The following is a 23,326-nucleotide window of genomic DNA, read 5'->3' on the forward strand; positions in this document are numbered from 1 at the left end:
GCTGTTCACCATCCCTTTTGAAGCCCGCCACTGTGCGGGCTTCGTCGTTTTTGGAGAAACCACATGGCTTCGCTCGACGTATTCAACGACAACGCCTTCAGCGTCACCGGCCTGACCGCGGCTATCAACCAGCCGCAGGAAGGCCAGCAGCAACCCACCCGTATCGACGCGCTGTTCGAGGAAGAGGGTGTTACCACCACCTCCGTCTTCATCGAGCGCGAGCACGACACCCTGACCCTGGTGCCGGCCAAGGATCGCAATGGCCCGGCTGATCCCACCAGTGGTGATCGCCGCGACATGATCCCCTTCAGCACCATCCACCTGCCCACCCGCGCCACCATCATGGCCGATGAGGTTCAGGGCGTGCGTGCCTTCGGTTCCGAGTCCGAGCTGGAGACCGTCCAGGCCCGCGTCCAGAAGCGCCTGGACAAGATGCGCAAGCGCCTGGACGCCACCATTCGCTTCCAGCGCGTGGGCGCCATCACCGGCAAGGTGTACGACGCCAACGGCACCAAGCTGCTGCTGGACCTGCACAAGGCCTTCGGTATCGAAGAAAATACCTCGGACCTGAAATTCAGCGTCAACGAGACCAAGCTGCTGTTGGCGATCAACGACGCCAAGCGCAAAGCCGAAGACGTGATCGGTGGCAGCGGCATCATCACCGGCTGGCTGGGCCTGGCCGGTCGTGGCTTCTTCGACGCCCTGGTCACCCACCCGGTGGTTGAGAAGGCCTACGATCGCTTCAACGACGGCCAATTCCTGCGTGACGGTGGCTGGAATGCCTTCCGCTACGGCGGTGTGGACTGGGAAGAGTTCTACGGCAAGGTCGGCGATGTCACCTTCATCGACTCCAACGTGGCCTACCTGATCCCGCTGGGCATCGACGGCATGTTCATCACCCGCTTCGCGCCGGGTAACTACATGGAAACCGTCAACACCGAGGGCCTGCCGTACTACGCAAGCCAAGAGCTGTTGCCGCACAACAAGGGCGTGGACCTGGAGGCACAGAGCAACCCGCTCAGCATCAACACCATGCCCCGCGCCATCGTCAAGCTGACCAAGAGCTGATCATGGGCAGCGAGTTCGATCAGCTCGCCACCGAGATGGACGCCGAGTTGTTTTCGGCGTTCGCCGAGCAGGAGCGCACGGTCTTCCGCCCGCAGGATGGTGGGCCAGAGATCCAGGTGTCTGCGGTCATCCAGCGCAACGTCGCCGTTGCTGGGCCGGACGGAATGTTCGTCAACGTGCAGTTGATGGCCGATCTGCGCCAGGCGGAAGTAGCTGCACCTCGCCGCGGCGATCTGTTGGTGGTCGGCTGCAAGCGCTACGTGCTCGAGCAGCACTATGGCGGCGACGGCTTCGTCAATCGCTTCTCGCTGCTCATCCAGAGGTAGGCCATGGCCAACAAGCTGTCGCTTATTCGCCGTGCCCTGCTGGCACGTCTTGGCACCATCACCCCTGCCAATGGCTACCGAACGGAAGCGGGCTCAAACGTCCAGGCCGGCTGGCTGAATGAGCTGATCGCTCAGGAGGGTACTTCCTACCCACTGATCGTCGTGCAGCCAGCGAAGGACCAGGCACCCGGAAAGGGCCCTGCTGCGCTACGGATGGCTAGGGGCTTCCACGTCATCCTGGCCGTTTCCAGCCAGTTCAACGACTACGAGGATGAGCTCGACGAGATCGAGCTGGATGTCCTCGAAGCGCTGATGCCAATTGAGGGCCAGTTCCCGCAATGGGGGCGTCCTCATCTGGCCGGCATCACTGTTGGTGCGCCGGAGCGCCATCCGCCTGGCGACGGGATGAGTCCTGCCGCTGTTCTGATCCCTGTTTACCTTCACACCGTCATTGAGGGCCGCATCCCATGACCGACAAGACGCAAGAAACTACCGATCGCGAGCCCCAGCGCTTCGAGGTCACGCTCATCAAGCCGCATACCCACGCCGGCGAAGAGCTACAGCCCGGGGCGAAGATCCGGGTGACGGCCGAACAACGCGCCTGGCTCCGCGAGTCCGAAGTGATCGAAGAGCCCAAATCCACCGCCGACATCTCGAAGGAGAAATAAGATGCCGTTGAAGAAAGAGACATTCGTCATCGGCGGTTGGCTGAAGGCCCGCGAGGCCGGCACCAACCTGCCGTTCCAGAAGTGCGGCTTGGTCTCGACCATCCAGCACACCGTCGAAACCAACGACATCACCCTGGGCGACACCACCACCCCGCAGGGCGGTGAGTACGACTCGGTATCGCGCGTCACCAGCGTGGGCCTGTCGGTGAACTTCCGCGAGCTCTACACCTGGGTGCTGGGCGCCCTGGTCTGGGGTGACACCACCAGCGTGCCCTCGACGACCATCACCGACGAGACCCACCTGGCCGGCGTAGATGGCACCATCGCCCTGGCGCAGATGCCGCTGACCATCGCCAGCGTGGCGGCCGGCACCGGCTCGACCACCTTCAAGGAAGACGACGACTGGGTGATGACCGGCAGCGGCATCGAGCCGGTACCGGGCGGCGCCTTGGAAGCGGCCATCAAGGCGGCTGGCACGACGCCCTACAGCGTGAAGGTCAGCTACACCTCGGCCACCGTGGACGTCGTCCAGGCGCTGACCAACAGCGGGAAGACCTTCGAATTCCTGTTCGAGGGCGAGAACGCCGCCGGCACCCAGAAGCGCATCGAGGCCCGCTACTTCCGCGTCCGCCTGAACCCGGCATCCAGCTTCGACTGGATCAACACCGAGGACTTCATGGGCGCCGAGACCACTGCCAAGGTGTTGCTGGACTCTTCGAAGGTCGGCGCCGGTCTTTCGAAATACTGCCGGATCCGCAAAGAGGTCTGACGGCCTACAGGAAGGCCTGCTTACTCGGCAGGCCCTTCGCTCTCACTGGGCGCTGGTTCGGAACCCCTAAGGCGACTTAGCTCCTCAGAGGCCTGCTTTATAGCCCGCAAATGCTCTTCCATGCGCTTTTGCATCCTGGCTTCAACTTCTGCAAAGGCAGCTACGGTTGCGGTGGTCAGCTGTCCTTCGCGGGTCTCGTCGAAGTACGAGGCAGCCAGGCGCGCGATGATTTCCGCGTGCAAGGAGCGGTTGCCATCCCTTGCGCTGGCTTCAAGCCGATCCCGGAGTTCTGGAGGCATACGGATTGGGTAGGGGCTGATGCTGTGGCGGTCGCTCATGGGGGTGTCGCCTTGGATGAATAAGCGAGTTTACATTCGTGATCCAAAATGACTCAAGAATCCACTTGACTCATGCTGAGCCTGTGGAGTTAATATGAGTCATCGTTAACAGGAGACGACGATGAGCGAAGAGAAGAGAGCAACCCCCTTTCCGTTGCGGCTGAAAGACGAGGTGCGTGAGCAGGTCGGTACGCTGGCTAAGCAGAATCGCCGGAGCCAGAACGCAGAAATTGGACTTTTGATCGAGGAGGGATTGCGGTGGCGGGAAATGAAGAGCGGCCGAGCAGTGGCCTGAAAAAACAAAGCCCCAGCGAGGTGAGAGTCGCCAGGGCTTCAGGTGTGAACAATTCGGAGGTCATTCACGTGGAAAATCATAGCACGAACGTTATCCCTTTCAAGTTCGATCAGCGCGATGTTCGAACCATGCTGATCAACGACCAGCCCTGGTTCGTAGCTGGTGACGTGGCTGCCGCACTTGAGTATGCCGAAGCCAAGGATATGACCCGCAACCTTGATGACGACGAAAAGGGTCGGCAGATTGTGCCGACCCTTGGCGGGGATCAAGAAATGACGGTAATCAACGAGTCCGGCCTGTACTCAGCCATCCTGCGCAGCCGAAAGGCCGAGGCCAAGCGCTTCAAGAAGTGGGTGACCGCTGAGGTGCTGCCGGCCATTCGCAAGCATGGCAGCTATGAAGATGAGCAGCGCAAGATGCCGACGCTGGTCAATGAACTGATCGGCATGAGTGAGCTGAACGTCATCAAAGGCACGATCCGAGACAAGGCAAAGGACGTGCAACCTTCCAAGCGCCGCAGTTTCCATGCCGCTATGTGCAGCCGTCTGCATACGCGCTTCAACGTGCCTCGACTGGAGATGATCCCAGCCGACCAGTTCGAAGCGGCCTGTAATTTCGTGGCCGCATATGCCATGGAAGGCGAGTGGATGGGATCTGACCGTGTCGACTTGGATGGCGGTATAACCCTCACGAGGGCAGAGACTCAGGATCTCTACCTCCTGATGTCCAGATTCGCCGTGATGCACAAGCACAAGGACGACTTCCTGATCGCGGCAAGAGCTTTCCGATCTGAGGTCTTCATGACCATGTTCGATCAACTGCGGGACGGTGCCTTGTCCTTCAGAGTTCTGGATCGCCGCCGCGACGAGATATACGCGGCTTACCGTTCCTTTGGTGCAGAAGGCGGTTATGTCGCCAGGGGTGAAGCAGCATGAGCGCGGTAGCCAAGCAGGCGACAATGACCAGTCGCGAAATCGCAAAGCTTTGCGAGAAGCGCCATCCGGATGTGAAGCGCGACATTGAGAACATGCTGGGAGAGCTGGGCCTCAATGTGAGCAGTTTTGCTCACATCTACCGGGATACCCGGAACAGGGAGCAGACCGAATACAGCCTGGACCGGGAGCTGACCGAGACCTTGATCACCGGCTACAGCATCCCGCTCCGCCACAAGGTCGTGAAGCGGTTGCGTGAGTTGGAGACAGTTGTGCAGAGAGGTCTTCCGCCTGCTGCTAACGACTCAGCAGTAGAATTTGGCAAGCTAGCCCTGGCCCATCTGCCGAACCTGGGCGACAACAGCAAGCAGGCACTGCTCAGTCACCTGTCAGAACTGGCCTTCGGTCAGCGGCTGATTCCGCTACCCCTTGTCGAGCAGCATTTGATGCCGGCCGGGGAGGTCGGAGAGCTGCTTGGGATAACACCCAATAAGGTAGGTCGCCTCGCAAACGCTCACGGGCTGAAGACCACCGAGTTTGGCGAGTACCGCTTGGACAAGTCCCGCCACAGCTCGAAACAGGTTGAGTCGTTCTTCTATAACCAGGCCGGCCTGGCCAGACTTCGAGAGATTGTCGAAGCGAGCGTCCCGGTCAGCTGATTGGCCCGTCCATCAGAACCCAGCCCCGTGCTGGGTTTTGGTGCTGTACCCGGATTGATACATTCCTCTCATTTTCTTGGGAGGAACAGCCTTGAAAAAATCAGTGTTGTTGATCTATCTGGCGCTGGGTCTTGGTCATCAGGCGAGCGCAGAGACGATATTCAAGTGCGTGGACGATGCAGGGAAGATAACTTTTACAGCTCGGGCGAACTGTCCTGGCGGGCATGAGCTGGAGTCTTCAGCGAAAAAAGTAAACGTCAGGCCCAGCGGGGATGATGAGTCAGTCGTTATGGCGGATCCATCGCGCCGGTCGGCGACTGTCCCTCAGCAGCAGGTCGTTGTGGCGGGTAAGGTTCCAAAGCGCGTTGTTACCGACCCCAATGTTGAGCAGGCCTGGTCGAAGACAAGCACCTATCGACGAGGCTATGTGCCTCCCGCCCGCGTCAGAATTGTCGAGAAAACCATCCGGTCTTCCGGCAGAAACAAGGATGGAAGCACCTGGGGATCCGCTACGAGGGTTCAGGTGCCAATTATCGAATAGAGCCACTGGCCCGCCTCGGCGGGCTTTTTTATGCCCAGGAGAAAGCAATGTCCGAACTATCCAGCTCCCGAGTTTTGAATATGGATGGGCTCGAGGTGATCGTGCGAGAGCTGACAGTGGCCGGCGTACGCAAGATGCTTATGGCCGAGATCGGTGAAGACGTGGTGAACCTTCAGCTCTTCAGCGACGTTCGACTGGAAGATCTGGTGCAAATGACATCTTTGACCGCTGATCAGATTGATGCAATGCGACCCAGCCAGCTGGAGCAAGTAGTCAAGGCGTGTAAGGAGATGAACCCGGATTTTTTCGGGATGCTGGTGCGCCTGGAGGCACTCCGCGCCAAGCGCTAAACCAGCTAGATCAAACCATTTGCACGCTCATTCGCCTTGGTCATCACCAAGCGTTCAGCTACCCATGGCGACTCTTTCTCCGCTCCCTAAAGGCCTGATATGACTGACGTAGAACTGCGGCTACAGGCCGATGTGAGCGGCGCCCAGACGAATTTGAGTGGCTTCCGCAAGGAATACCAGGCCCTGGTGCGAGAGGTGCAGAAGCCCCTACAGCGGATTGATGCCTTCCGCGATATGGAGACCTCGCTTGAGGGAACCCAGAAAGCCGCCAGCTCTGCCCGCGACCGCATTCGAGACCTTGGCAACCAGATCGCCACAGCCGTAGCGCCCAGTAAGGCTCTGCAGCAGTCCTATCGCGACTCAGTTTCTGAGCTTCAGCGCCTAGAGCGCGCAGAGGCAAAGCAAATCGTCACGCTTGCCGCTATGCGCGCTGAGATGCAGGCCGCCGGCCTTGATACCACCAAGCTTGCAGCTGAGCAGGCGCGGCTTCGAGCGCAGCTTAGCACTCGGCTAGGTGTTGCCGAGCGCGGTACCGCCTTGCAATCGGCAGCTCAGAGCCTGGGCGTCAATCGCTACCGGGAACTGGGCGCCGAGTTGGGTAGCCTGCGGGGACAATATGATCTGCTGCGCAAGTCGGGGACGCTGAGCGCGGGCGAGCTGGCGATCGCACAGCAGACGCTGACACGGCGGATCAAGGAAACGAAGGCTGAGATGGATAGCCTTCAGGGCACCACCTCGCGCTTCAAGGTCACCGACGTTGGCACTGGCGCGCTAATCGCTGGCGCTACCGGTATCGCCGCCGTCGCCCAGATTGCCAAGATGACCGATGCCTACCAGCTTATGAATGCGAGACTCAGGCTTGCGACGGGCAGCCAGGAAGAGTTCAACACTGCGCAGGAATCGCTTAGGGAGATCTCGGCCCGCGCGGCGGTACCCTTGGCCTCGATGGTCAACCTGTTCACGCGGATCAACACGCCTATGAAGGAGGCGGGTGCCACTCAGAAGCAGACGCTCCAGATCGTCGAAGCGGTAGCGCTGAGCTTCCGCGTTTCAGGAGCATCAGCCGAGGAAGCGTCCAACAGTGCGACCCAGTTTGCTCAAGCTTTGGGTTCCGGTGCGCTGCGTGGCGACGAGTTCAATAGCGTGGCAGATCAGGCTCCGCGACTGATGCAGGCCCTGGCAAAGGGCCTGGGTGTCACCACCGGCGCGCTTAAGAACATGGCCGATAACGGCATGTTGACCGCCTCCGTTGTGACCAAGGCGCTCTCGGGTCAGCTGGAGACCCTGAGGGAAGAGGCCGCGAAAATGCCGGAGACGGTAGGCGGCGCCATGACCCAGCTGGGAGATGCGCTGAATGCGGCCGTGGGATCGTCTGACCTGAGTCCTTTGATCAGCCAGATCAAGGAGCTAACTGAGGTTGTGAAAGACCCTGAAGTTAAAGCAGGGCTTGTGGCTCTCGCGTCGGCTCTAGTTCAGCTGGCTAGTTGGGGCGTAAAAGGCGCAGCCGGTTTTGCAAAGTTCGGCGAAAGCATTGCTTATAACGCGGCGAAGATCACCGGCAATCTAGCCAAGATGGATTCAGTAGATAAGCAGATTGAACAGCTTAAGCAGGCTATCCAAAGTCCAGGGCCTACGTCTGACCCGCTAGGTTTCTTCGGGGCTTTGATAAGTGGCAATGACGCCGCGTTGGTTAGAAGCAAGGAACAAAACGAAGAACTGCTCAAGCAATATCAGGCCTATCGGCAGAAGTTGCTGACCGAGATGACTGGACTGACCGAGGATGCCCGCACTGCGGCCGCTGAGCGAGCAGCTCTTGAGAAAAAGCAGCAGGAGGACTTGTTTGAGGCCAATGCTGAGGCGCTGGTAAACAGGCGGACGCAGCAGAAAGCAGGCCTGAATCTGCTTTTGGCGGATGCCAAGCAGTACTTCGCGGCTCAAGAAAAGCTGGAGCAAGAACAGCTTTCCAAGATTGAGGCGATCGGCGAAAAGCGGAAGGAGATCAATAAGAAGTACTCGACCACCGTATCGCAGCTGCGTAACGGTACCGCTGAGCCTAGCTATGGCGCGGCCCAAGATCTTAAGGTGTCGGCGCAGAATGCCCTGCGCAGTGGCGACTTCAAGACGGCCATGGAGCAGGCCGAGGCGGCGCGCCAAATGCTTCTGGATATGCAGAAGGCCGGCCAGAGCACCTATGGCCTTGAAGGTTTCGCCAAGCAGCTGCAGGCCATTGAGCTGGGCGCCAACGACCTGGAGAAGAGTCAGGCCGACGCCAAGCTGGACAGCATCCGCAACAAGCTGGTGGAGCTGCAGCAAGAGGCCTCGCGCTTGCAAAACATCCAAGTCACCCCGCTCATGAGTGATGAGGCCGCGAACAAGCTGCTAGACGACATGCGGGCATTGGCGAAGAAGATCGGCAGCGAGGCCACGGTTGAGCTGACGTTCAATCTGCTTCCGCCTACCGACAACATGAAGTCGATGGGCTTGATGGGCACCCCGCTGGACTTAACCGGGAGCCTGAAGGGGTTGGGCGTAACAGTGCAGCCAACGCTGGATCAACAGGCTGCTGCGCAAGCTCAGTCCGACATGCAAGCGCTCATCGAGCGGATCACCGCCGCATCGAAGGTCGTCATCACTCCGGTGGTGGCACCTGTATCTGCTGGCGACCCTGCTGCAGCAGTTCCTGGATTCGCCACCGGTGGCCAGATCTCCGGCCCTGGCACCGGCACCTCGGACAGCATCCTGGCGCGGCTCTCCAACGGGGAGTTCGTCATGCGTGCGGCCGCGGTGCGGCACTACGGTCCCGATCTGCTGGAACAGCTGAACGCCCGGCGCCTGCCGCGTTTCGCTACCGGCGGAGCGGTAGGTCGGGTGCCGGCAATCCCCCCGGTGGCTGCGGCGCTGCTGCAGGGCGGCGATCAGGCCTTCCTCGGCACCATGGATCTGGCCCTGCCCGGCGGTGACAGCCTGACCGTGTCGGTGCCGGCCAACCAGCGCAGCGAACTGGAGATCGCCCGGAAGAAGTTCGGTCGACCCCGGACACGTGGATAACCTGGCCCGCCTCGCGCGGGCTTTTTCTTGACTGGAGTCGCTATGGCCGTTGCGCGCGTGATGCTCGGCGGAATCCCGCTGGTTGCCCATGATGGGCCGCCAAGCCAACAGTACAAGGTAGGCGCCGAAGGCCGCGCCCGGGTTCGTTTGAGCCAAGGCGCGCTGGTGAACATGCGTCACTGGTCAAAGACAGCTATCACTGTCAGCGGGAGCGGGTGGATGGGCCCAGGCCTGGACGGCCTGAACTTCGACCAGCCTCTGGAGCTGCGCTGCACCCAGCCGCGTTCGATCCGGGGCACAGGAACCAGCTTCACCCTGACCAGCACCCCGCGGCCTGACGTCGCGCCCTGGGCTCTGGCCCTTGTTGACACCGAGTGGGTCACCACCCCGGCCAGTGTGGCCGGCCAGGTGGCCACCGTAACCCCGGTCAATGGCGCCACGCTCTACCAGGTTCAGTGGATGCCCATGTTCAGCGTCTACGTTGACCGCGAAGAGGCGATGGACGCCAGCGCTGCAACCTTCGACTGGACCCTGACCGCCGAGGAGGCGTGATGCTCAACGCCTACCCGCTGAACGCCCAGCCGCTGAATGCTGGAGGGTCAGGCCAGGGCGATGGCCCTGGGCCCAATCCTCCGGTACCAGTGACGCCCGCGCTTTCCTTCACCTGGCGTCTGGTGCTGATGATCGGTGGCGTGGACTACTCCTCGCAGCTGACCGGTTCGGTATCGGTGGACCGCGAGGAGGGCGCCGCCGGCCTGGCCACGGTCATCATCTTCCTGCCGCCTGGGCCTGTCGTGCCCACCGACTGGATCGGCCGCCCGGTGACGCTCGACTATGTGAGCGAACAGGGTGGTGTGGTCACGCAGTCCCGGCGCTACACCGGCCAGGTCTCTGACCCTTCCTACGACGCTACCCAGCGCCTGCTGACTCTGAACTGCAGCGACCAGCTCCAGAAGCGGGTTGAGGCCATGGCCATAACCGACATCGACGCACTGGTCGGCGGCTACTGGTCGGAAGATGTGTTCGAGCCCACCGAGGGCCGTAGCCGCTGGGATTATGCGGGCGAGCGCCTGGGCACCATCCCTTCGAGCCTGGATGCCTCGGCCGCTGGCGCGCTGCGCGTCACATCCTGGTTCGCCAAGGCGCCGGCATTCGAGTTCGGTACCGGCACCACCGTTTACCAGAGCATCCGCGTCGAGCTGGCGCAGCTGGACCGGCTGACCAACGTCGTCGAGATCGAGGGCGGCTATCGCTACGCACGGCTCTGGCAGCAAAGCAACGGCTACACCTGGGTGCATCCCGAGACCCAGGGCGCCAGCGGTCTGGGCGGCTTCTGCCAGTGGCGCAAGGAGTCTTCGGAGACGCCAGACGTCGACATGATCGAGTCGGCGGTGAGTGGCAGCGGCCAGGCCCTCGTGGCCGGCAGCTACTACACCATCCCGCTGAGCATGCCGAACCCTTGCGGCGATGGGATCCCCTGGGTCAACGTCTACGAAGGGCTCCTGCTGTCGGCCACCTTCACCGGTGCCCGGCGCTGGACGCAGCAGGTCACCGAGACCCTGACGCTCAAGGTCTACGCACCCACCAGCGTGGCACAGGCCGGCGAGCAGGTGTCCCGCGATCGCCTGGCAGTCCAGATCGAGGATGATCGAGCCGATGCTTGGGAGAGCGATGAGGTAACCGGCGGTACTGATGGCTTCACCGACCTCGGCAATTCTGCCCGTCGCGCTGCGGCCATTGAGGTCCTGCTGCACCAGGCCCAGACCACAATCCTCAGCAGCCACCGTGACAGCACTGTCAGTTGGGACTTCCCCGCCAGCATGTGCTTGGGCGCAGATCTCGACCAGACGCTCAGCCTGGCCGATCAGGGCGTGAAGGCGGTTGGGAAATGCCGGCGGCTGGAGGAAGCCTACGACCTGGAGTCAGGCAGCGCCCTGATCACCACCACCATTGCGGTAATGCGCGGCGGTGGTACCGATGCGGACGCCCTCAGCGCGCCGGCGGAGACCACCAGCAGCCCGAGCAGCGGCAGCCGGAACTACGCGCTGGATACCCAGCTCGGCGGGCACTTCGATAGCGGCGATTATGACGAGGACCGGGACGGCTTCTCGGGGATGTACAGCAACGTGCAGGACAGCACCCTGGAGAAATTTCCACGCCGCATGAAGGTCACGGCGCCGGAGATTTCAGCCGCCCTGCGAGATGAGCAGGCCTACACCACCACCGCGGAGTACCGGGTGGTCATCCCGAACGACACCCTGGAGCTCTGACATGGCACTTGGAGACGCCCGGCGCGCCAGTGGCAAGGCGATGGAAGCCGCACGGCGCGCCATTGGCACATCGAACGAAGCGGAGCGCCGCGGGATCGGCGCAGCCATGGAAGCGTCCCGACGCGGCACCACGGTGGACGATATCAATGCCGTGGTTGCGCCGCCCCGGGCGAGCAAGTCGCTTCCTGATGTGCAGGCTCGCGGCGGTGTCCCCGCCGCCAGCGGAACCGGTGAGTTCAAGCCTCGGACGCCGACCAACACCGGCGGGGGTATCGCGAGCCCGCTGACCGAGAAGACCAAGTCGGTCGAGGGAAAGACCGTGCCCGATCGCGAGTATTACGCCGGCGGACTCACCAGCAGCGATGGCCTATTCATCCTGCCGGCCATCAAGACCATGAACATGACGGACGCCAATGGCGCTGCAGTCCAGTTCCAGTACGCCGACCCGAACGGGACGGTGGCCACCGAGGTGCCGACATGACCTCGCTCGTGTGGGGCTGCCCCTATCACGGCCTGGTCGAGGGCGGAAAGCTCAAGCTCTCCAACGGCAAGACGCTCAACCACCCGCACAAGTACGTCGACAGCTACCCTTTCACTGGATCGACCATGCTGGTCAAGCACCCGCTGGCCGAGGCGGTGGAGCGGAGCGAGGAAGAAGCCGCCGACGATGCCGAGCGCGGCTGGCAGTGGTGGGACAGGGCGATCATCGGCGGCGGCCAGCTCCATGGCGGCCAGCTGTACGGATGGATCTACATTGATCCAGACGGCGCCTGCTGGAGGGTCACGTTCAACTTCGTGAGCGCAGACTGGAGCATCAAGCTCGACAGGTTCGGCGTGCTTTCCGGCAAGCCAGAGTCCTACACCTACCCGGTCGCCCAGCCAAACCTCGGCCAGGACACGCCGGCGGTCACCCAGCCGCCTGGTACCGACGCCGGCTACGCGAAGTTCCTGCACCACGCCACGGTGACTGGTGACCGCGCGGCGATTGAGCTGGCGATGGATTTCGGCTCTGAGCAGCCCTGGCGCTATCGCCCGGTCGGCTGGCTTGAGGTGAGCCTGAAAGGGAAGGGGACTGAGTGCCAGGCCACGGTGACGACGCTCTACACGCGCGCACAGACGCTGGGACCAGCCAGCGAAGCCCTGGTGACCGGCCAGGCCAGTGACTGGTACCTGGACAACGACCAGCTCATCAATGGCCCGCGGCCGGCTGATAAGTACCTGATTGATCATCGGGTCCGCCAGGGCACTGAATCGCGCGGCTTTACCGGCTGGGTGGTGGGCATCTACTACGACCCGGATGGCATACGGCGGATCTGGAAGCTATCAATGCTCTACCAGCGGGTGCTGAACATCCCCGCTCTCGAACATGAAGGCCCAACCAGTTTCCCTAATGGCGCGCCGCTCGTGGGCAAGTGGACGCTCAAGTACTCGATCTCGGATAGCTTGAGGGCTGCGGTGTCGCTGGATGGCTCAGAGGTGGCGGGATGGAGCATTTCCACTTCCCAGCAGCTGGAAGAGACCACCGAGTTCACTGGCGACAGCACCAGAACATACCGGAGCTCGATTCAGGGCCAGGCGAACTACTCGACCGGCGAATCGCAGACGATTAATGACTCAGCCACGCTGGAGCCCGGGGACCGCCCCATCACGATGGGTGGCATCGTCGCTGCATCGCCCGGCGCGGTCGCGACTGTGCCCGGCGATGTCCCGTACTGCATCAGCAACAACTCCAGCAGCTGGTTGAAGGATGGTCAGTCGGTGGTGGTGCGCATGATCCCGCACCGGATCTCCTACCAGATGTTCGGTGCGGCTCTGGCCTATGGGTCGGTAGACCAGGGCGAGACCCACTGGCACACCGACGTGGCCGCACCCTCTGGCCTACTGCAGCTGCCGGCCATTGATTCCGACGCCAGCTTCTTCCGCGAGGGCGGCCAGCTGTATGGCAGCTGGTGCCCAGTCACCTTCGCTGCTACCCGCTCCTACAAGCCGGTCTGCTACATCTAAGGACACACCATGAACTTCGTGAACAACTGGAGCCAGGCGATAACGCTGGGCGCTGACGTTACCTCCTGCGCGCTCGGCCTGCCCGACGGTGACTACCGTCTCACCATCGCGGACTCGGCAACCAAGGCCACGGCCTGGGAGATCGTAGACGCCTCCGTGTCCGGCGGGACCGCGGCCCTGTACCGCGCCCAGGAAGGGACGCAGACCAGGGATTGGAAGTCGGGGAGCGTTATCTACTGCTCGATCACGGCTGCGATGCTCAGCCTCCTGTTTGAAGGCCAAACCAGCATCGCCAGCCTGTCGGCGCGGATTGCCGAACTTGAAGGGCGGGTGAATGCGCTTGAAGGCGGGGTCGCCCTGAGCTCCGAGTTCAAGAGCGGCGAGTTCTACGGCTTCACCATCAACCCGAATGACTATGCCTATCCGGCCGGATCAATCAGCCCGAGCGGTGCGTCCACCATCCCGGGCGCCGCTGCGGCGCCGGGCGCCGACGGCGAGCTCATGGGGCTCATCTGGAACAGCCAGTTCCAGAACCTGATCATCACCATCCGCGGCAGCTACGCCTCCAAGGCCGACCTGCCGTTCACCTCCTTCAAGATCGGCTCCCAGCAGTACGAAATCTCTAGCTTTGGCAACCTCAACCAGCTAAATGGCGCGGTCTCGTGCTTCGTGAAGGTCTTGGATAACCCTCTGCCCGAGGGTACCCACAAGATCAGCTTCAGCTAACCCCACCCAGTTCTGGAGTAGCCAGCTATGACGCCGGCCTGCATTCCCCTGCGCATCATCCAGGGAACGACGCTCAACAAGGTCCTTCGGCTGATGCAGCCGGGCCGGATCTACCGCGACATCACCAGTATCGCCGCCACGGCGCCGGTGCGCATCACGGCGCCTGGCCACGGCCTCATCGGTACCTGGCCGGCCTGGTTCGCCGGCGTGGTTGGGCTGCCGAATCTCAACCGCGATCCGGCCAGCGCCCGCCCGCATATGGTCAAGGTCATCGACCAGGACACGCTTGAGGTAAATGTCATCGATGCCAGCGCCGCAAAGCCATCGGCTGGCCGCCTGATCTACCTGCCGCCGCTGGACCTGACCGGCGTAACCGGTCGCCTGCTGGTGCGCCCTGAGATCGGCGCCGCACCGGTGCTGGAGCTGACCACGGCGAACGGCGGGCTGGTCATCGACGGCCTGGGCCTACTGCGCATCCATCTCGGCGCAGCAGCGACCTCCGTGCTCGGCTGGACCCGCGCCACCTGGGATCTGGAGCTCACATTCGCCGATGGCACGGTGACGCGCTTCGCCCAGGGCGAGGTGGAGGTCGGACTGGAGGGCTGCCCATGAGCTGCGACTCTCCTGGCCTGATCGTCGTCGAGGACGAGCACTGCATCGTCGTGGAGCCGGAGCCCGACATCCTGGTGGTTGCCTTCGGTGACCAGGGCCCACCCGGGCCGCCGGGAAAGTCCGGCAGCGGCTCCGCGATGATCAGCACCGACCGCGACAACCAGCTTATCGAAGGCTCCGACGAGGGCCTTTTCGTACCCGAACCTTCCGGCGCCGACTACCTGGCGCTCTACTACCTGGCCAGAGGCTGACCACGAATGAACATGAACCAGCGCATTACCCTGTTGGCCCAGGCCATTGCTGCCGACGTGAAATCGCTCAAGGCCTCTGTCGGCGACCTGACCGGTCTGAGCACTACGGCCAAGAGCAACCTAGTGGCAGCGATAAATGAGCTGCGGGGAATGATCACCGCCAACGCGGCAGTGATCGACGACACCAAGGGGAATGGCGATACCGGCTTCACCTGGTCGGCCGACAAGATCTACGACACCATCGAGGCGGCCAAGGCTGCGGTAAAGTCGGACATCCTGGGTGGCGCAGACGCGGCATACGACACCCTGAAGGAGCTGCAGGACATCATCAAGGCGGATGAGACCACCGCCGCTGCCCTGGCCACCGCCGTCAATAACCGCGTGCGCTTCGACGATGCCCAGACCCTGACCCAGGCCCAGAAGGCCCAGGCCTGTGCCAACATCGGGATCGGTGACCCCGACACCGACTTCGCCGCTGCCTACGCCACGGCAAAGGCCTAAGCCATGGCCACCCTAGCCGCGCGGGTAACCGCGCTCGCCCAGGCGGTAGGGGCTGACATCAAGGCTCTAGCAGCGTCGGTAGCCGGCAAGGCAGCTAAGGGCGCCAACAAAGACATCACGTCCATTGAGTCACTGACGACCCCTCTTTCGATCGGACAGGGCGGCACGGGATCTGCAAACGCCGCTGGCGCGAGGCTCAACATTGGGGCTGTTGATGCGTCGATGCCGGCTATGCGGAACGCCTTTATCAATGGCGGTCTTTTCATCAATCAAAGAGCGTTTGCGGGTGGATCGCTGGCCGCTGGGGTGTACGGCTTTGACCGCTGGAAGGCGGGACCCAACGGGGCATCCCTGACAATATCTGGCGCGACTATCACGCTATCAAGCGGCGCGATCGTGCAGGTGATCGAGGCGGATACTGCGGCCTATATGGCTGGGAAATCGGCCACCTTCAGCGTCGAGGACCCTTCCGCAACGATCAGTGTCGCTATGGCCTTCTCGACCACAGACACCACGGCGGTCAGTGGCACCATAGCTGCTGGAAGCGGGCGGAGAGGTGTCACGCTGGCACTGCCTGCTGGCACCGGGAACCTCACGGTGACCGTATCGGTGTCGGCTTCAACCACCTTCAAGCGGCTGCAACTTGAGCTTGGTGTGGTGGCGACTGGCTGGGACGCTCGACCCATCGCCCTGGAGTTTCAGCTCTGCAAGCGCTACTGCTTCCGCATCCAGCGGGGCTCTGTTTTCGCACCCACCGCCGTGCGCGGGATCATGATCGTCGAGTACGACCCAATGCGGATATCGCCATCCGCGACCGCAACGGGCGCTGTGACGATCACCGACACCAGCAATGACTACACCCAGAGCGCAGCGGGCATCGTTGTGAGCTATCTGTCGACTACGGGCGGCCAGATCTACTTCGACGGCTTCTCCGGACTGACTGCCTATCGGATTTACATCGCCCATGGCTCCAAGGGTGGCGCGGTGATACTGGATGCTGAGCTATGAAAGCTTATCGCTTAACGATCAATCCCGATGTGGTGGTTCGTACGTCTGACGGAACAGCTATCCCTCTGGGCCACCGCTGGTGGGATGACTACCAGGCTTGGCTCGCTGCCGGTAATGCACCTGATCCTGCTCAGACCCAGGAGCAGGCGCTGGAGGATCTATCCAGCACCTTCGAGCAGGCGATCCAGGGGCGCCTCGACGCAGAAGCGCGCGCCCGCGGCTATGACTCGATAGCGACAGCGGTCAGCTATGCGGAAGAACCGGCAGTAGCCAAATTCCAAGAAGACGGCAGGGCCATGCGCGCCTGGCGCTCGCTAGTTTGGGCATACGCCTACCAGGAGCTGGCCAAGGTGAAAGCAGGAGAGCGTGAGATTCCGGCGCTGGATGCTTTCTTGGCAGAGTTGCCAGCGGTCCCTGGCCAGGAGGCGGCATGAACCGATTCCCCGAGCCACTGCAGGCCGAACTGCAGACCGACCGCAAGACGTGGCGCCTCCTGGCGCCATTTTCGTATCTGGACCCCGATCAGGGGCTGCTGACCGTGCCGCCCGGCTTCGAGACCGACTTCGCCAGCGTGCCGCGCCTGCCGGTGATATTCGACCTGGTGGGTGCCTATGGCCACGCTGGCGCGGTGTTGCACGACTGGCTTTACAAAAGCTGCCTGCTGACGCGCGAGGACGCCGACCGCGTCTTCTTCAATGCCCTGCGCTCGAGCGGAATCGCCCGCTGGCGTGCATGGCTCATGCTCCTGGGAGTCAGGCTATTCGGCGCAAGCCGCTACGGCGCCTCCTGAAATCCTCACGGCCGAGCGGAATCGCCGCGCCTGACACCGACTGCCTACTTGATTCCTCACGATCATGAGGACAGCCCAACTACTCAGGATTCCTTGGTAGTTCACCAGCCCGCCCCGCGCGGGCTTATTTTCGCCTGGAGAAAACCTATGCCCATCACCGAGCAGCAGCTCGTTGCCATTCTGCCGCGCAGCCGGTCGGTGGCTGCGGCATTCGTCGGTCCGCTGAACGCCGCCATGCAGCGTTACGCCATCGATCAGAACCCGAAGCGCATGGCCGCCTTCATAGCCCAGTGCGGCCACGAGTCGGCCCAGCTCACTGTGCTGGTGGAGAACCTGAACTACAGCGCGCAGGCCTTGGCCAACACCTGGCCAAGCCGCTACGCCGTGGCACCGGCAGCCAGCCCCCGGACGCCGAACGAGCTGGCTGCCAAGCTGGCCCGGCGCCCGGAGGCAATCGCGAACAACACCTATGCCAACCGGAACGGGAATGGCCCCGAGTCCTCCGGTGACGGCTGGAAGTATCGGGGCCGCGGGCTGCTGCAGGTCACCGGCCGGGCGAACTACGTCGCCGCCGGCGCAGCCCTGGCGCTGGATCTGGCTCAGCATCCCGAGCTGCTGGAGCTGCCCTGGAACGCCTGCATGTCCGCTGCTCACTTCTGGTCGGTGAATGGCCTGAACGCGCTGGCCGACGCCGGCAACACCCTGGCGATCACCAAGAAGATCAACGGCGGCACCAAGGGCTTGGATGAGCGTCTGGCGCTGACCGGTCGCGGGATCGAGGTGCTGGCGTGAGCGCTCTGTTCGAGCAGTACAGGGCGGCCGTCATCGCGGTCGCCGTTGTCGTCTTGCTCGGCCTGGGCGCGCTGGCAGGTGCCGGCGCCGCCTACTGGCTCACCGTCGATCATTACCGACCCGTCGTCGAGAAGCTGCAAGACCAGGTGACGGCCTCTGCTAGCACGCTGGCGTCCTGCCGCACTACCAGCAGCACTCTGGAAGGGCAGGTGGGCCAGCAGAACCAGGCCCTGGCCGATCTGCGCCTAGACGCCGAGAAGCGCGCCAAGGAGGCCGAGCCGATCCAGCGGCAGGCCGCCAAGGCAGCCGGCGAGGACTACCAGGCAGCCAACCGCCTGCAGCAGGAGCGCACCGGGGGCGACCCGGCGGCGGCCGCCGCGGCCATCATCGACAAGGAGCTGGGCCTATGAGGTGGATCATCGTGGGATTGGTGGTCGCGCTGGCGGGGTGCGGCAGTCGGCCCGTTGCCGAGCCCGAGCCGCGCGTGGTGCGCGTAGAGGTGCCGGTCCAGGTGCCGTGCCGGGTGAAGGCGCCGGCGGTGCCGGCCTGGGCGGCGGATGGGCTCCGTAGAGAGGATAGCCTTGAGGTCAAGGTGAGGGCTTTGCTGGCGGAACGGCGTCAAAGGCAGGGATATGAAAAGGTGCTGGAGGCTGCCAATCGGAGCTGTCAATAATTCCGTGCCTGTTGAGGATTTCAATCGCGCTAACAAATGCCTTCAGCATATGTCTATTTAAATACAGCGTGTAGATGCCTATACAGAAAGCGATGTCATCCTCAAATATAGATTGCTGAATGAGCTCATTGGATCTGTAAACAACGCTTTTTCCATAAGCGATGTTAAATGATATGTATGAGTTTTGTATTCTATGCAGTGGTGAGTCAAGGTGGCACATGGCATTTCTGGCGACTGAAATGAGGTCAGAGACATCTTTTATTTTTCCTAATTGTTCTACATCATCGGTCCAATCAACCGGATCTCCAATGGCCTTGCATTGCATAAGCAAGTCTCTAAGGTTTATAACTGCGCCTGTAAATGCAGACTTAAATAGTGGTGATGAGCGGTTTTCTCTTTCAAATATCCTGGTGTTGATAATTCTCTCGAATTCCTTAGCTGATAAGTAAACCTCTGAATTTCTATGGAAGTTCTGTTCATCTTCTGCCTGAGGGAAAACCATAGATAGCGCCATGCAGTGACTCTCCTAATTCAGGGGTACCTCTTTCGTACATGCTATACGGGTTGCCGCTTATCGGGGCAAGGGTTGATGCCTGGTTGTCTTTTGAATACTGTATAAAAAAACAGTATCGGTTTTTTCTATGGAACAGATCGACGAATTCGGCAGCTTCGGGGGCGATGACTTCGACCCGGACTGCCTGGAGATGATCAGGAATCAGCGCGACCTCTACGTCGAGGAGATCGCGATCATGCGCGGCATGATGGCTCGCCTACGCCAGAACCTGCTGACGGTGCTGGCCGAGCGCGACCAGCTGTGGACTGAGGTTCGCATCGTCCGGGGGTTCAAGCAGCTCAGCGTGCAGAAGTGGATGGCCGGGGGAGGTGATGGAGCCCCGGCGCCGGCGCTGGAAGAGATCGACGTGAAGTATCACGAGCTGCTGCTTGTGGTGAACGTCACCCAGAAGGAGAACGAGCACCTTCGCCAAGAGTTGGCCACGGCCCGGGCGATGGCCGTCGACGAGAAGATGGACGCCGATCGGCTGCGCAGCCAGGTCAGTTGGCTGCAGGGAAAGCGGTAGGGGATTGGTGTCGGCAGAACGCCGGAGGAGGGGGAAAGCCTTCCCCAAAACTGGCGCGTAAGTATGCGTCAGCAAAGGAAAGTATCGAGCAGTAAAACGACCTATCGGAATAGGCCGTTTTCGGTCTGCAACCCTTGCGCTAGCTGGGTTTCGCCTGATTTACCATCGCATTCCAGGCCTTGATGCTAGGGTGATTCAGCATCCTGCTGGAGGGCTAGGCACTCCCTCGCAAACTGTAATGCTTCGCTGCGATCACCTAGGTACCTCGAAACACTGGGGACCTTCAAGAATCCCCCAATCTGCTTGGTTGTGTGGCCGATTATCAGCCCACCATGGCTATCATCTGAGCTGCATTTAGAGATAAATTGTGCATTGTTTGTGATGAGCATATGTTCTGGTCGCACAAGAACTTCGACGCCGTTCCTGAGGAATCTGCCTCTAGTTATCTGAACCTTATTTGGTGGACAGAAAACGAACTCAATAAGGATCTTTCCCGGGCCTTCCCTTAGTGTCAGCGTCCTGCCTATGAGCTGTATGTCCCATGGTTCAGTAGAATAGATAAGTTGGTTGCTCATGATGTGCAGCACGGGTACGTTGCACTCGTCGTAGATGACAACGCTTAGCAGAAAATGGCCGTCGGACAATACGATTGCGATGAGCGGTGTGTCATCTACCAAGAGCGGAATCATGAATGTCCCATTGCCCCTGTCTTGGCAGGTGAACGAATTTCCTCCTATCTCTACCGTCGCTTCCGATCCAGTGAAGTGAAAGGTATAGGGACTCGATGCGCCATTTCGGAGATTGTAGGGGTCTGAATTCGCTGCTCGGACCGCCTCCTTTGGAAGGAGTCCGCTGGTTTTTTCACGGTGATGCTGGTCGCACAGCAGGGTTATCTCTGCAGCTACATGCCGCTTTACTTGAGCCCACTCCTCCATGTGCTCGTACTCATATAGCGGCATGCCACATATCACGCACCCAAATCCACAGCGCTGCCGCACCTCTCTCTGGATCGGGTAAGGGATATTCCGACTAGTTGGAGGCTGGTCCATGGCGATAAATGTCCTATGCATGGGTTTGATTTTTTAGGTTAGCAAGGAAGCGAAAGCTGTCTAATTGAAACGCGGGAAACCGCGCCAATGCTGGGGCAAACTAGGCCAAATCGGCGAAACCAGATTAGACAGCTTTCGGAGCGAAGCCAGCAGCAGAGCGGCATCCAGAGCCTAGACACAACTACTGCTGCATCATGGGCGTGTGCGCGGAGAGATCGCTCATGCGGGTGTTTCGATCCGGTTGCCTGTGGATAGCCGCGTATTGTCCACCAACTGGCGGCGTTTGTCGGCCCCGCTCGGCTCAGGGCAGCGGTATCAGGCCTGCGGCCCCCGTTCGCGGGCAGCCAGCAGCTGGTCGATGCGCGCCATCAGCCTTTCCAGGGTGAAGGGCTTGGCCAGTACCCCGACGTCCGGAGCAGGCAAGGACTCCCCAGGCAGGTCGGCCTCGGCATAGCCGGTGATCAGCAGCGTCATCAGGCCCGGACGGCGTTCCCGGGCCAGGGCGGCGAGCTGGCAGCCACTCAGGCCGCCCGGCAGGCCGACATCGGCGATCAGCAGATCCAGTGGCGTATCTGATTCCAGTACCTGCAGCGCAGCGGCGGCATCGGTCGCTTCCAGGGTATGGATGCGATGTTCGCGCAGGGCTTCGTCCACCAGCATGCGCACCAGGGGTTCGTCGTCCACCACCAGGACCGTCATGCCATCCGGGTAGCGCGACGACGGAGCCTGTGGCGTCTCCACCGACGACGCGGAGGATTCCACCAGGCGCGGCAGATAGAGGGTCACCGTAGTGCCCCGGCCGGGTGCCGAGGCGATGTGGGCGACGCCGCCGGACTGCTTGGCGAAGCCATAGATCATCGACAGGCCGAGGCCGGTGCCCATGCCCACCGGCTTGGTGGTGAAGAAGGGATCGAAGGCCCGTGCCAGCACTGCGGGGGGCATCCCGGCGCCGGTGTCGAGCACCGCCAGGGTCACGTAGTCGCCAGCCGGCAACTCCAGCGCCGCGGCCTGGGCCTCGTTGAGCCGGCGATTGGCGGTGACGATGCGCAACATTCCGCCTTCGGGCATGGCATCCCTGGCGTTGATGCACAGGTTGAGCAGGGCGTTCTCCAGCTGGTGGGGATCGCAGAGGGTGAGATTCAGCGTCTCGGCCAGTTCGATATGGATCTCGACCTGGGGGCCGACCGAGCGGCGGATGAGTTCTTCCATGCCCAGCACCAGCGTATTGGTCTGGGTAGCCGAGGGGTCCAGCGCCTGGCGACGGGAAAAGGCGAGCAGGCGGTGGGTCAGGGCCGCCGCGCGCTCGGCGGCCCCCTTGGCGCCACTGGCATAGCGTTCGAGATCGGTGAAACGACCCTGTTCGAGTCTCAGACTGAGCATGTCCAGGCTGCCGATCACGCCAGTCAGCAGATTATTGAAGTCATGGGCGATGCCCCCGGTCAGCTGACCTACGGCTTCCATCTTCTGGCTCTGGCGCAGCTGTTCCTCGGTCTGGCGCAGGGCTTCCTGTTGCTCGCGGATGGCCGTGACCTCACGCACGGCGGCGTAGATGAGGCCGTCCTGCAGCACCGCGTTCCATGACAGCCAGCGATAGCCACCTGCGCGATGCCGATAGCGATTTTCGAAGCCGAATACCGGTTCACCGAGCTTGAGGCGCTCCAGCGCTGCCTCGGTGCGGGCGCGATCCTCGACGTGCACGAAGGCCATGAAGGGCTCGTGGTGCAACTGCTCGACGCTCCAGCCCAGGGTGCTGGTCCAGGCGGGATTGAGGTCCAGCAACTGGCCTTCCAGGCTCGCCGTGCAGAGCAGGTCGGGGCTGGCCTGCCAGATCAGGTCGCGCTGACGGGTACGCAGGGTCACCTCTTCGCCGAGATTGCCGGCGAAGCGATAGAGGGACTCGAGGCTGCGGCGCTGGGCGGCGCAGACCAGCGCCATGATGACGTTGACCAGCACGAACAGCGCGTGGGACACCCAGCGCTCGGAAAATAGCGCGAAATAGGCCGGCGCCTTGACGAAGAGGGTCTCGGCCAGCAGCACCGACAACAGGGTGGCGAAGATGCCGGGACCCAGGCCGAACCAGAAGGCCCCGGCCATGATGAAGGGAATGAACAGCAGATAGGGCAGGCTATCGATGCCCAGGCTCAGCCGGATTCCGGCCGCGATGGCGATCAGCAGGGTAGCGCCCAGATAGCGCAGGGGCGCCGGGGCGTCCCGCGGGGCCGGCTTGAGCAGCCGGCCGAGCAGGGTGTGGGTGGCAATGGGCACTGGCGCTAGACCTCGGGGCGCTGGTCCTTGACGTTACCGAAAGAGTTCACGACCGGCAGGCCGGATCAGGTGCCCTCGTGCCGCTCGAATTCCTCGACGGCGCGTACCACGCCGGCGTTGTCCGCCGCCGTGCTGCGCGCCTGGCGTTCGAAGGCGGTCGCCAGTTCATTGACCAGTTGCAGCAGACGCGGGATGTCGCCGCTGCGCTCGGCATCGGCGGCCTGCTCGCGTACACGGTTGACGAAGGCTTGGGGATCGTCGAAGGCGGTCATGGGGCATTCTCCGTTGGGATGATACTTGTCTGACCACAAA

General features: G+C 61.9%; 31 protein-coding genes. 26 read left to right on the forward strand and 5 right to left on the reverse strand.

Annotation, left to right across the window (positions count from 1 at the left end; all coding sequences use genetic code 11):
* Positions 1-63: 63 nt before the first annotated feature.
* From PVZ77_RS25535 to PVZ77_RS25555, 5 genes are read left to right on the forward strand one after another with little or no spacing between them, the layout of a single operon-like run.
* Positions 64-1,068, forward strand: a complete 1,005-nt coding sequence (locus PVZ77_RS25535) for a major capsid protein (RefSeq protein ID WP_273808799.1) — start codon at positions 64-66, stop codon at positions 1,066-1,068.
* Positions 1,069-1,070: 2 nt separating this feature from the next.
* Positions 1,071-1,394, forward strand: coding sequence for a head-tail joining protein (locus PVZ77_RS25540; RefSeq protein WP_273808800.1), 324 nt, complete (start codon positions 1,071-1,073; stop codon positions 1,392-1,394).
* Between the two features lie 3 nt (positions 1,395-1,397).
* Entirely contained in the window at positions 1,398-1,865 is a 468-nt protein-coding gene (locus PVZ77_RS25545) for a hypothetical protein (protein WP_273808801.1), read from the forward strand.
* Positions 1,862-2,062, forward strand: coding sequence for a DUF7210 family protein (locus PVZ77_RS25550; protein WP_273808802.1), 201 nt, complete (start codon positions 1,862-1,864; stop codon positions 2,060-2,062). The genes PVZ77_RS25545 and PVZ77_RS25550 overlap by 4 nt, the downstream gene beginning before the upstream one ends.
* Before the next feature lies 1 nt (position 2,063).
* Positions 2,064-2,831, forward strand: coding sequence for a hypothetical protein (locus PVZ77_RS25555; protein WP_273808803.1), 768 nt, complete (start codon positions 2,064-2,066; stop codon positions 2,829-2,831).
* A gap of 20 nt (positions 2,832-2,851) precedes the next feature.
* On the opposite strand, the gene PVZ77_RS25560 is transcribed toward PVZ77_RS25555, so the two are convergent.
* A complete protein-coding gene (locus PVZ77_RS25560; RefSeq protein WP_273808804.1) occupies positions 2,852-3,169 on the reverse strand; it encodes an Arc family DNA-binding protein in 318 nt (105 codons plus the stop codon).
* Between the two features lie 121 nt (positions 3,170-3,290).
* Here PVZ77_RS25560 and PVZ77_RS25565 point away from each other — a divergent pair, with 121 nt between their 5' ends.
* From PVZ77_RS25565 to PVZ77_RS25660, 20 genes are all read left to right on the forward strand, one after another.
* Positions 3,291-3,464 carry an Arc family DNA-binding protein gene (locus PVZ77_RS25565; RefSeq protein ID WP_273808805.1) on the forward strand — a complete coding sequence of 58 codons (174 nt, stop codon included), beginning with the start codon at positions 3,291-3,293 and terminating at the stop codon, positions 3,462-3,464.
* A complete protein-coding gene (locus tag PVZ77_RS25570) occupies positions 3,428-4,399 on the forward strand; it encodes a BRO-N domain-containing protein (RefSeq protein ID WP_273808806.1) in 972 nt (323 codons plus the stop codon). The genes PVZ77_RS25565 and PVZ77_RS25570 overlap by 37 nt, the downstream gene beginning before the upstream one ends.
* Positions 4,396-5,055: a Rha family transcriptional regulator gene (locus PVZ77_RS25575; protein WP_273808807.1), complete on the forward strand. Its 660-nt coding sequence runs from the start codon at positions 4,396-4,398 to the stop codon at positions 5,053-5,055. The genes PVZ77_RS25570 and PVZ77_RS25575 overlap by 4 nt, the downstream gene beginning before the upstream one ends.
* A gap of 91 nt (positions 5,056-5,146) precedes the next feature.
* The gene (locus tag PVZ77_RS25580) at positions 5,147-5,596 is read left to right on the forward strand and encodes a DUF4124 domain-containing protein (RefSeq protein ID WP_273808808.1); all 450 of its coding nucleotides are present in this window, start codon (positions 5,147-5,149) and stop codon (positions 5,594-5,596) included.
* A 47-nt stretch (positions 5,597-5,643) separates the two neighbouring features.
* Entirely contained in the window at positions 5,644-5,946 is a 303-nt protein-coding gene (locus PVZ77_RS25585) for a hypothetical protein (RefSeq protein WP_273808809.1), read from the forward strand.
* A 99-nt stretch (positions 5,947-6,045) separates the two neighbouring features.
* Entirely contained in the window at positions 6,046-8,994 is a 2,949-nt protein-coding gene (locus tag PVZ77_RS25590; protein WP_273808810.1) for a tape measure protein, read from the forward strand.
* Between the two features lie 219 nt (positions 8,995-9,213).
* Complete coding sequence (locus tag PVZ77_RS25595) at positions 9,214-9,546, forward strand: hypothetical protein (protein ID WP_273808811.1); 333 nt, start codon at positions 9,214-9,216, stop codon at positions 9,544-9,546.
* A complete protein-coding gene (locus PVZ77_RS25600; RefSeq protein WP_273808812.1) occupies positions 9,546-11,264 on the forward strand; it encodes a hypothetical protein in 1,719 nt (572 codons plus the stop codon). The genes PVZ77_RS25595 and PVZ77_RS25600 overlap by 1 nt, the downstream gene beginning before the upstream one ends.
* A 1-nt stretch (position 11,265) precedes the next feature.
* Entirely contained in the window at positions 11,266-11,745 is a 480-nt protein-coding gene (locus tag PVZ77_RS25605; protein ID WP_273808813.1) for a hypothetical protein, read from the forward strand.
* Complete coding sequence (locus PVZ77_RS25610) at positions 11,742-13,268, forward strand: hypothetical protein (RefSeq protein ID WP_273808814.1); 1,527 nt, start codon at positions 11,742-11,744, stop codon at positions 13,266-13,268. The genes PVZ77_RS25605 and PVZ77_RS25610 overlap by 4 nt, the downstream gene beginning before the upstream one ends.
* A gap of 9 nt (positions 13,269-13,277) precedes the next feature.
* Entirely contained in the window at positions 13,278-13,994 is a 717-nt protein-coding gene (locus PVZ77_RS25615; protein WP_273808815.1) for a hypothetical protein, read from the forward strand.
* A 27-nt stretch (positions 13,995-14,021) separates the two neighbouring features.
* Positions 14,022-14,606: a hypothetical protein gene (locus PVZ77_RS25620; protein WP_273808816.1), complete on the forward strand. Its 585-nt coding sequence runs from the start codon at positions 14,022-14,024 to the stop codon at positions 14,604-14,606.
* Positions 14,603-14,857, forward strand: coding sequence for a hypothetical protein (locus PVZ77_RS25625; protein WP_273808817.1), 255 nt, complete (start codon positions 14,603-14,605; stop codon positions 14,855-14,857). The genes PVZ77_RS25620 and PVZ77_RS25625 overlap by 4 nt, the downstream gene beginning before the upstream one ends.
* A 12-nt stretch (positions 14,858-14,869) precedes the next feature.
* The gene (locus PVZ77_RS25630) at positions 14,870-15,358 is read left to right on the forward strand and encodes a hypothetical protein (RefSeq protein ID WP_273808818.1); all 489 of its coding nucleotides are present in this window, start codon (positions 14,870-14,872) and stop codon (positions 15,356-15,358) included.
* A 3-nt stretch (positions 15,359-15,361) separates the two neighbouring features.
* Positions 15,362-16,366 carry a hypothetical protein gene (locus PVZ77_RS25635; protein WP_273808819.1) on the forward strand — a complete coding sequence of 335 codons (1,005 nt, stop codon included), beginning with the start codon at positions 15,362-15,364 and terminating at the stop codon, positions 16,364-16,366.
* A complete protein-coding gene (locus PVZ77_RS25640; protein WP_273808820.1) occupies positions 16,363-16,800 on the forward strand; it encodes a hypothetical protein in 438 nt (145 codons plus the stop codon). The genes PVZ77_RS25635 and PVZ77_RS25640 overlap by 4 nt, the downstream gene beginning before the upstream one ends.
* Positions 16,797-17,156, forward strand: a complete 360-nt coding sequence (locus PVZ77_RS25645; RefSeq protein ID WP_273808821.1) for a DUF1353 domain-containing protein — start codon at positions 16,797-16,799, stop codon at positions 17,154-17,156. The genes PVZ77_RS25640 and PVZ77_RS25645 overlap by 4 nt, the downstream gene beginning before the upstream one ends.
* Before the next feature lie 147 nt (positions 17,157-17,303).
* Positions 17,304-17,948, forward strand: a complete 645-nt coding sequence (locus tag PVZ77_RS25650) for a glycoside hydrolase family 19 protein (RefSeq protein ID WP_273808822.1) — start codon at positions 17,304-17,306, stop codon at positions 17,946-17,948.
* On the forward strand, positions 17,945-18,358 hold the full coding sequence (locus tag PVZ77_RS25655; RefSeq protein ID WP_273808823.1) for a hypothetical protein: 414 nt from the start codon (positions 17,945-17,947) through the stop codon (positions 18,356-18,358). The genes PVZ77_RS25650 and PVZ77_RS25655 overlap by 4 nt, the downstream gene beginning before the upstream one ends.
* Entirely contained in the window at positions 18,355-18,621 is a 267-nt protein-coding gene (locus PVZ77_RS25660) for a hypothetical protein (protein WP_273808824.1), read from the forward strand. Before PVZ77_RS25655 ends, PVZ77_RS25660 begins: the two co-directional genes overlap by 4 nt.
* Here the strand turns inward: PVZ77_RS25660 and PVZ77_RS25665 are convergent.
* A complete protein-coding gene (locus PVZ77_RS25665; RefSeq protein WP_273808877.1) occupies positions 18,536-19,135 on the reverse strand; it encodes a hypothetical protein in 600 nt (199 codons plus the stop codon). The genes PVZ77_RS25660 and PVZ77_RS25665 overlap by 86 nt on opposite strands.
* Positions 19,136-19,262: 127 nt before the next feature.
* Here PVZ77_RS25665 and PVZ77_RS25670 point away from each other — a divergent pair, with 127 nt between their 5' ends.
* Positions 19,263-19,700 (forward strand): hypothetical protein, encoded by a 438-nt coding sequence (locus PVZ77_RS25670; protein ID WP_273808825.1) that lies wholly within the window; start codon positions 19,263-19,265, stop codon positions 19,698-19,700.
* 185 nt (positions 19,701-19,885) lie between these two features.
* Here PVZ77_RS25670 and PVZ77_RS25675 read toward each other — a convergent pair whose 3' ends face one another.
* From PVZ77_RS25675 to PVZ77_RS25685, 3 genes are all read right to left on the reverse strand, one after another.
* Positions 19,886-20,749, reverse strand: coding sequence for a hypothetical protein (locus PVZ77_RS25675; RefSeq protein WP_273808826.1), 864 nt, complete (start codon positions 20,747-20,749; stop codon positions 19,886-19,888).
* Positions 20,750-21,064: 315 nt separating this feature from the next.
* On the reverse strand, positions 21,065-23,014 hold the full coding sequence (locus tag PVZ77_RS25680; RefSeq protein ID WP_273808827.1) for an ATP-binding protein: 1,950 nt from the start codon (positions 23,012-23,014) through the stop codon (positions 21,065-21,067).
* Between the two features lie 65 nt (positions 23,015-23,079).
* Positions 23,080-23,286 (reverse strand): hypothetical protein, encoded by a 207-nt coding sequence (locus PVZ77_RS25685; RefSeq protein WP_158895980.1) that lies wholly within the window; start codon positions 23,284-23,286, stop codon positions 23,080-23,082.
* Positions 23,287-23,326: the final 40 nt, after the last annotated feature.

Source organism: Pseudomonas sp. SHLD1, from assembly GCF_028640935.1.
GTDB lineage: Bacteria > Pseudomonadota > Gammaproteobacteria > Pseudomonadales > Pseudomonadaceae > Chryseomonas > Chryseomonas aestiva.

Coding starts and splice junctions, on each gene's coding strand:
- PVZ77_RS25620 (WP_273808816.1), top strand. CDS start 14,022: ATGACGCCGGCCTGCATTCCCCTGCGCATCATCCAGGGAACGACGCTC.
- PVZ77_RS25535 (WP_273808799.1), top strand. CDS start 64: ATGGCTTCGCTCGACGTATTCAACGACAACGCCTTCAGCGTCACCGGC.
- PVZ77_RS25540 (WP_273808800.1), top strand. CDS start 1,071: ATGGGCAGCGAGTTCGATCAGCTCGCCACCGAGATGGACGCCGAGTTG.
- PVZ77_RS25565 (WP_273808805.1), top strand. CDS start 3,291: ATGAGCGAAGAGAAGAGAGCAACCCCCTTTCCGTTGCGGCTGAAAGAC.
- PVZ77_RS25635 (WP_273808819.1), top strand. CDS start 15,362: ATGGCCACCCTAGCCGCGCGGGTAACCGCGCTCGCCCAGGCGGTAGGG.
- PVZ77_RS25605 (WP_273808813.1), top strand. CDS start 11,266: ATGGCACTTGGAGACGCCCGGCGCGCCAGTGGCAAGGCGATGGAAGCC.
- PVZ77_RS25585 (WP_273808809.1), top strand. CDS start 5,644: ATGTCCGAACTATCCAGCTCCCGAGTTTTGAATATGGATGGGCTCGAG.
- PVZ77_RS25685 (WP_158895980.1), bottom strand. CDS start 23,286: ATGACCGCCTTCGACGATCCCCAAGCCTTCGTCAACCGTGTACGCGAG.
- PVZ77_RS25575 (WP_273808807.1), top strand. CDS start 4,396: ATGAGCGCGGTAGCCAAGCAGGCGACAATGACCAGTCGCGAAATCGCA.
- PVZ77_RS25615 (WP_273808815.1), top strand. CDS start 13,278: ATGAACTTCGTGAACAACTGGAGCCAGGCGATAACGCTGGGCGCTGAC.
- PVZ77_RS25670 (WP_273808825.1), top strand. CDS start 19,263: ATGGAACAGATCGACGAATTCGGCAGCTTCGGGGGCGATGACTTCGAC.
- PVZ77_RS25650 (WP_273808822.1), top strand. CDS start 17,304: ATGCCCATCACCGAGCAGCAGCTCGTTGCCATTCTGCCGCGCAGCCGG.
- PVZ77_RS25560 (WP_273808804.1), bottom strand. CDS start 3,169: ATGAGCGACCGCCACAGCATCAGCCCCTACCCAATCCGTATGCCTCCA.
- PVZ77_RS25625 (WP_273808817.1), top strand. CDS start 14,603: ATGAGCTGCGACTCTCCTGGCCTGATCGTCGTCGAGGACGAGCACTGC.
- PVZ77_RS25645 (WP_273808821.1), top strand. CDS start 16,797: ATGAACCGATTCCCCGAGCCACTGCAGGCCGAACTGCAGACCGACCGC.
- PVZ77_RS25555 (WP_273808803.1), top strand. CDS start 2,064: ATGCCGTTGAAGAAAGAGACATTCGTCATCGGCGGTTGGCTGAAGGCC.
- PVZ77_RS25630 (WP_273808818.1), top strand. CDS start 14,870: ATGAACCAGCGCATTACCCTGTTGGCCCAGGCCATTGCTGCCGACGTG.
- PVZ77_RS25595 (WP_273808811.1), top strand. CDS start 9,214: ATGGGCCCAGGCCTGGACGGCCTGAACTTCGACCAGCCTCTGGAGCTG.
- PVZ77_RS25675 (WP_273808826.1), bottom strand. CDS start 20,749: ATGGACCAGCCTCCAACTAGTCGGAATATCCCTTACCCGATCCAGAGA.
- PVZ77_RS25660 (WP_273808824.1), top strand. CDS start 18,355: ATGAGGTGGATCATCGTGGGATTGGTGGTCGCGCTGGCGGGGTGCGGC.
- PVZ77_RS25550 (WP_273808802.1), top strand. CDS start 1,862: ATGACCGACAAGACGCAAGAAACTACCGATCGCGAGCCCCAGCGCTTC.
- PVZ77_RS25665 (WP_273808877.1), bottom strand. CDS start 19,135: ATGGCGCTATCTATGGTTTTCCCTCAGGCAGAAGATGAACAGAACTTC.
- PVZ77_RS25545 (WP_273808801.1), top strand. CDS start 1,398: ATGGCCAACAAGCTGTCGCTTATTCGCCGTGCCCTGCTGGCACGTCTT.
- PVZ77_RS25640 (WP_273808820.1), top strand. CDS start 16,363: ATGAAAGCTTATCGCTTAACGATCAATCCCGATGTGGTGGTTCGTACG.
- PVZ77_RS25610 (WP_273808814.1), top strand. CDS start 11,742: ATGACCTCGCTCGTGTGGGGCTGCCCCTATCACGGCCTGGTCGAGGGC.
- PVZ77_RS25600 (WP_273808812.1), top strand. CDS start 9,546: ATGCTCAACGCCTACCCGCTGAACGCCCAGCCGCTGAATGCTGGAGGG.
- PVZ77_RS25590 (WP_273808810.1), top strand. CDS start 6,046: ATGACTGACGTAGAACTGCGGCTACAGGCCGATGTGAGCGGCGCCCAG.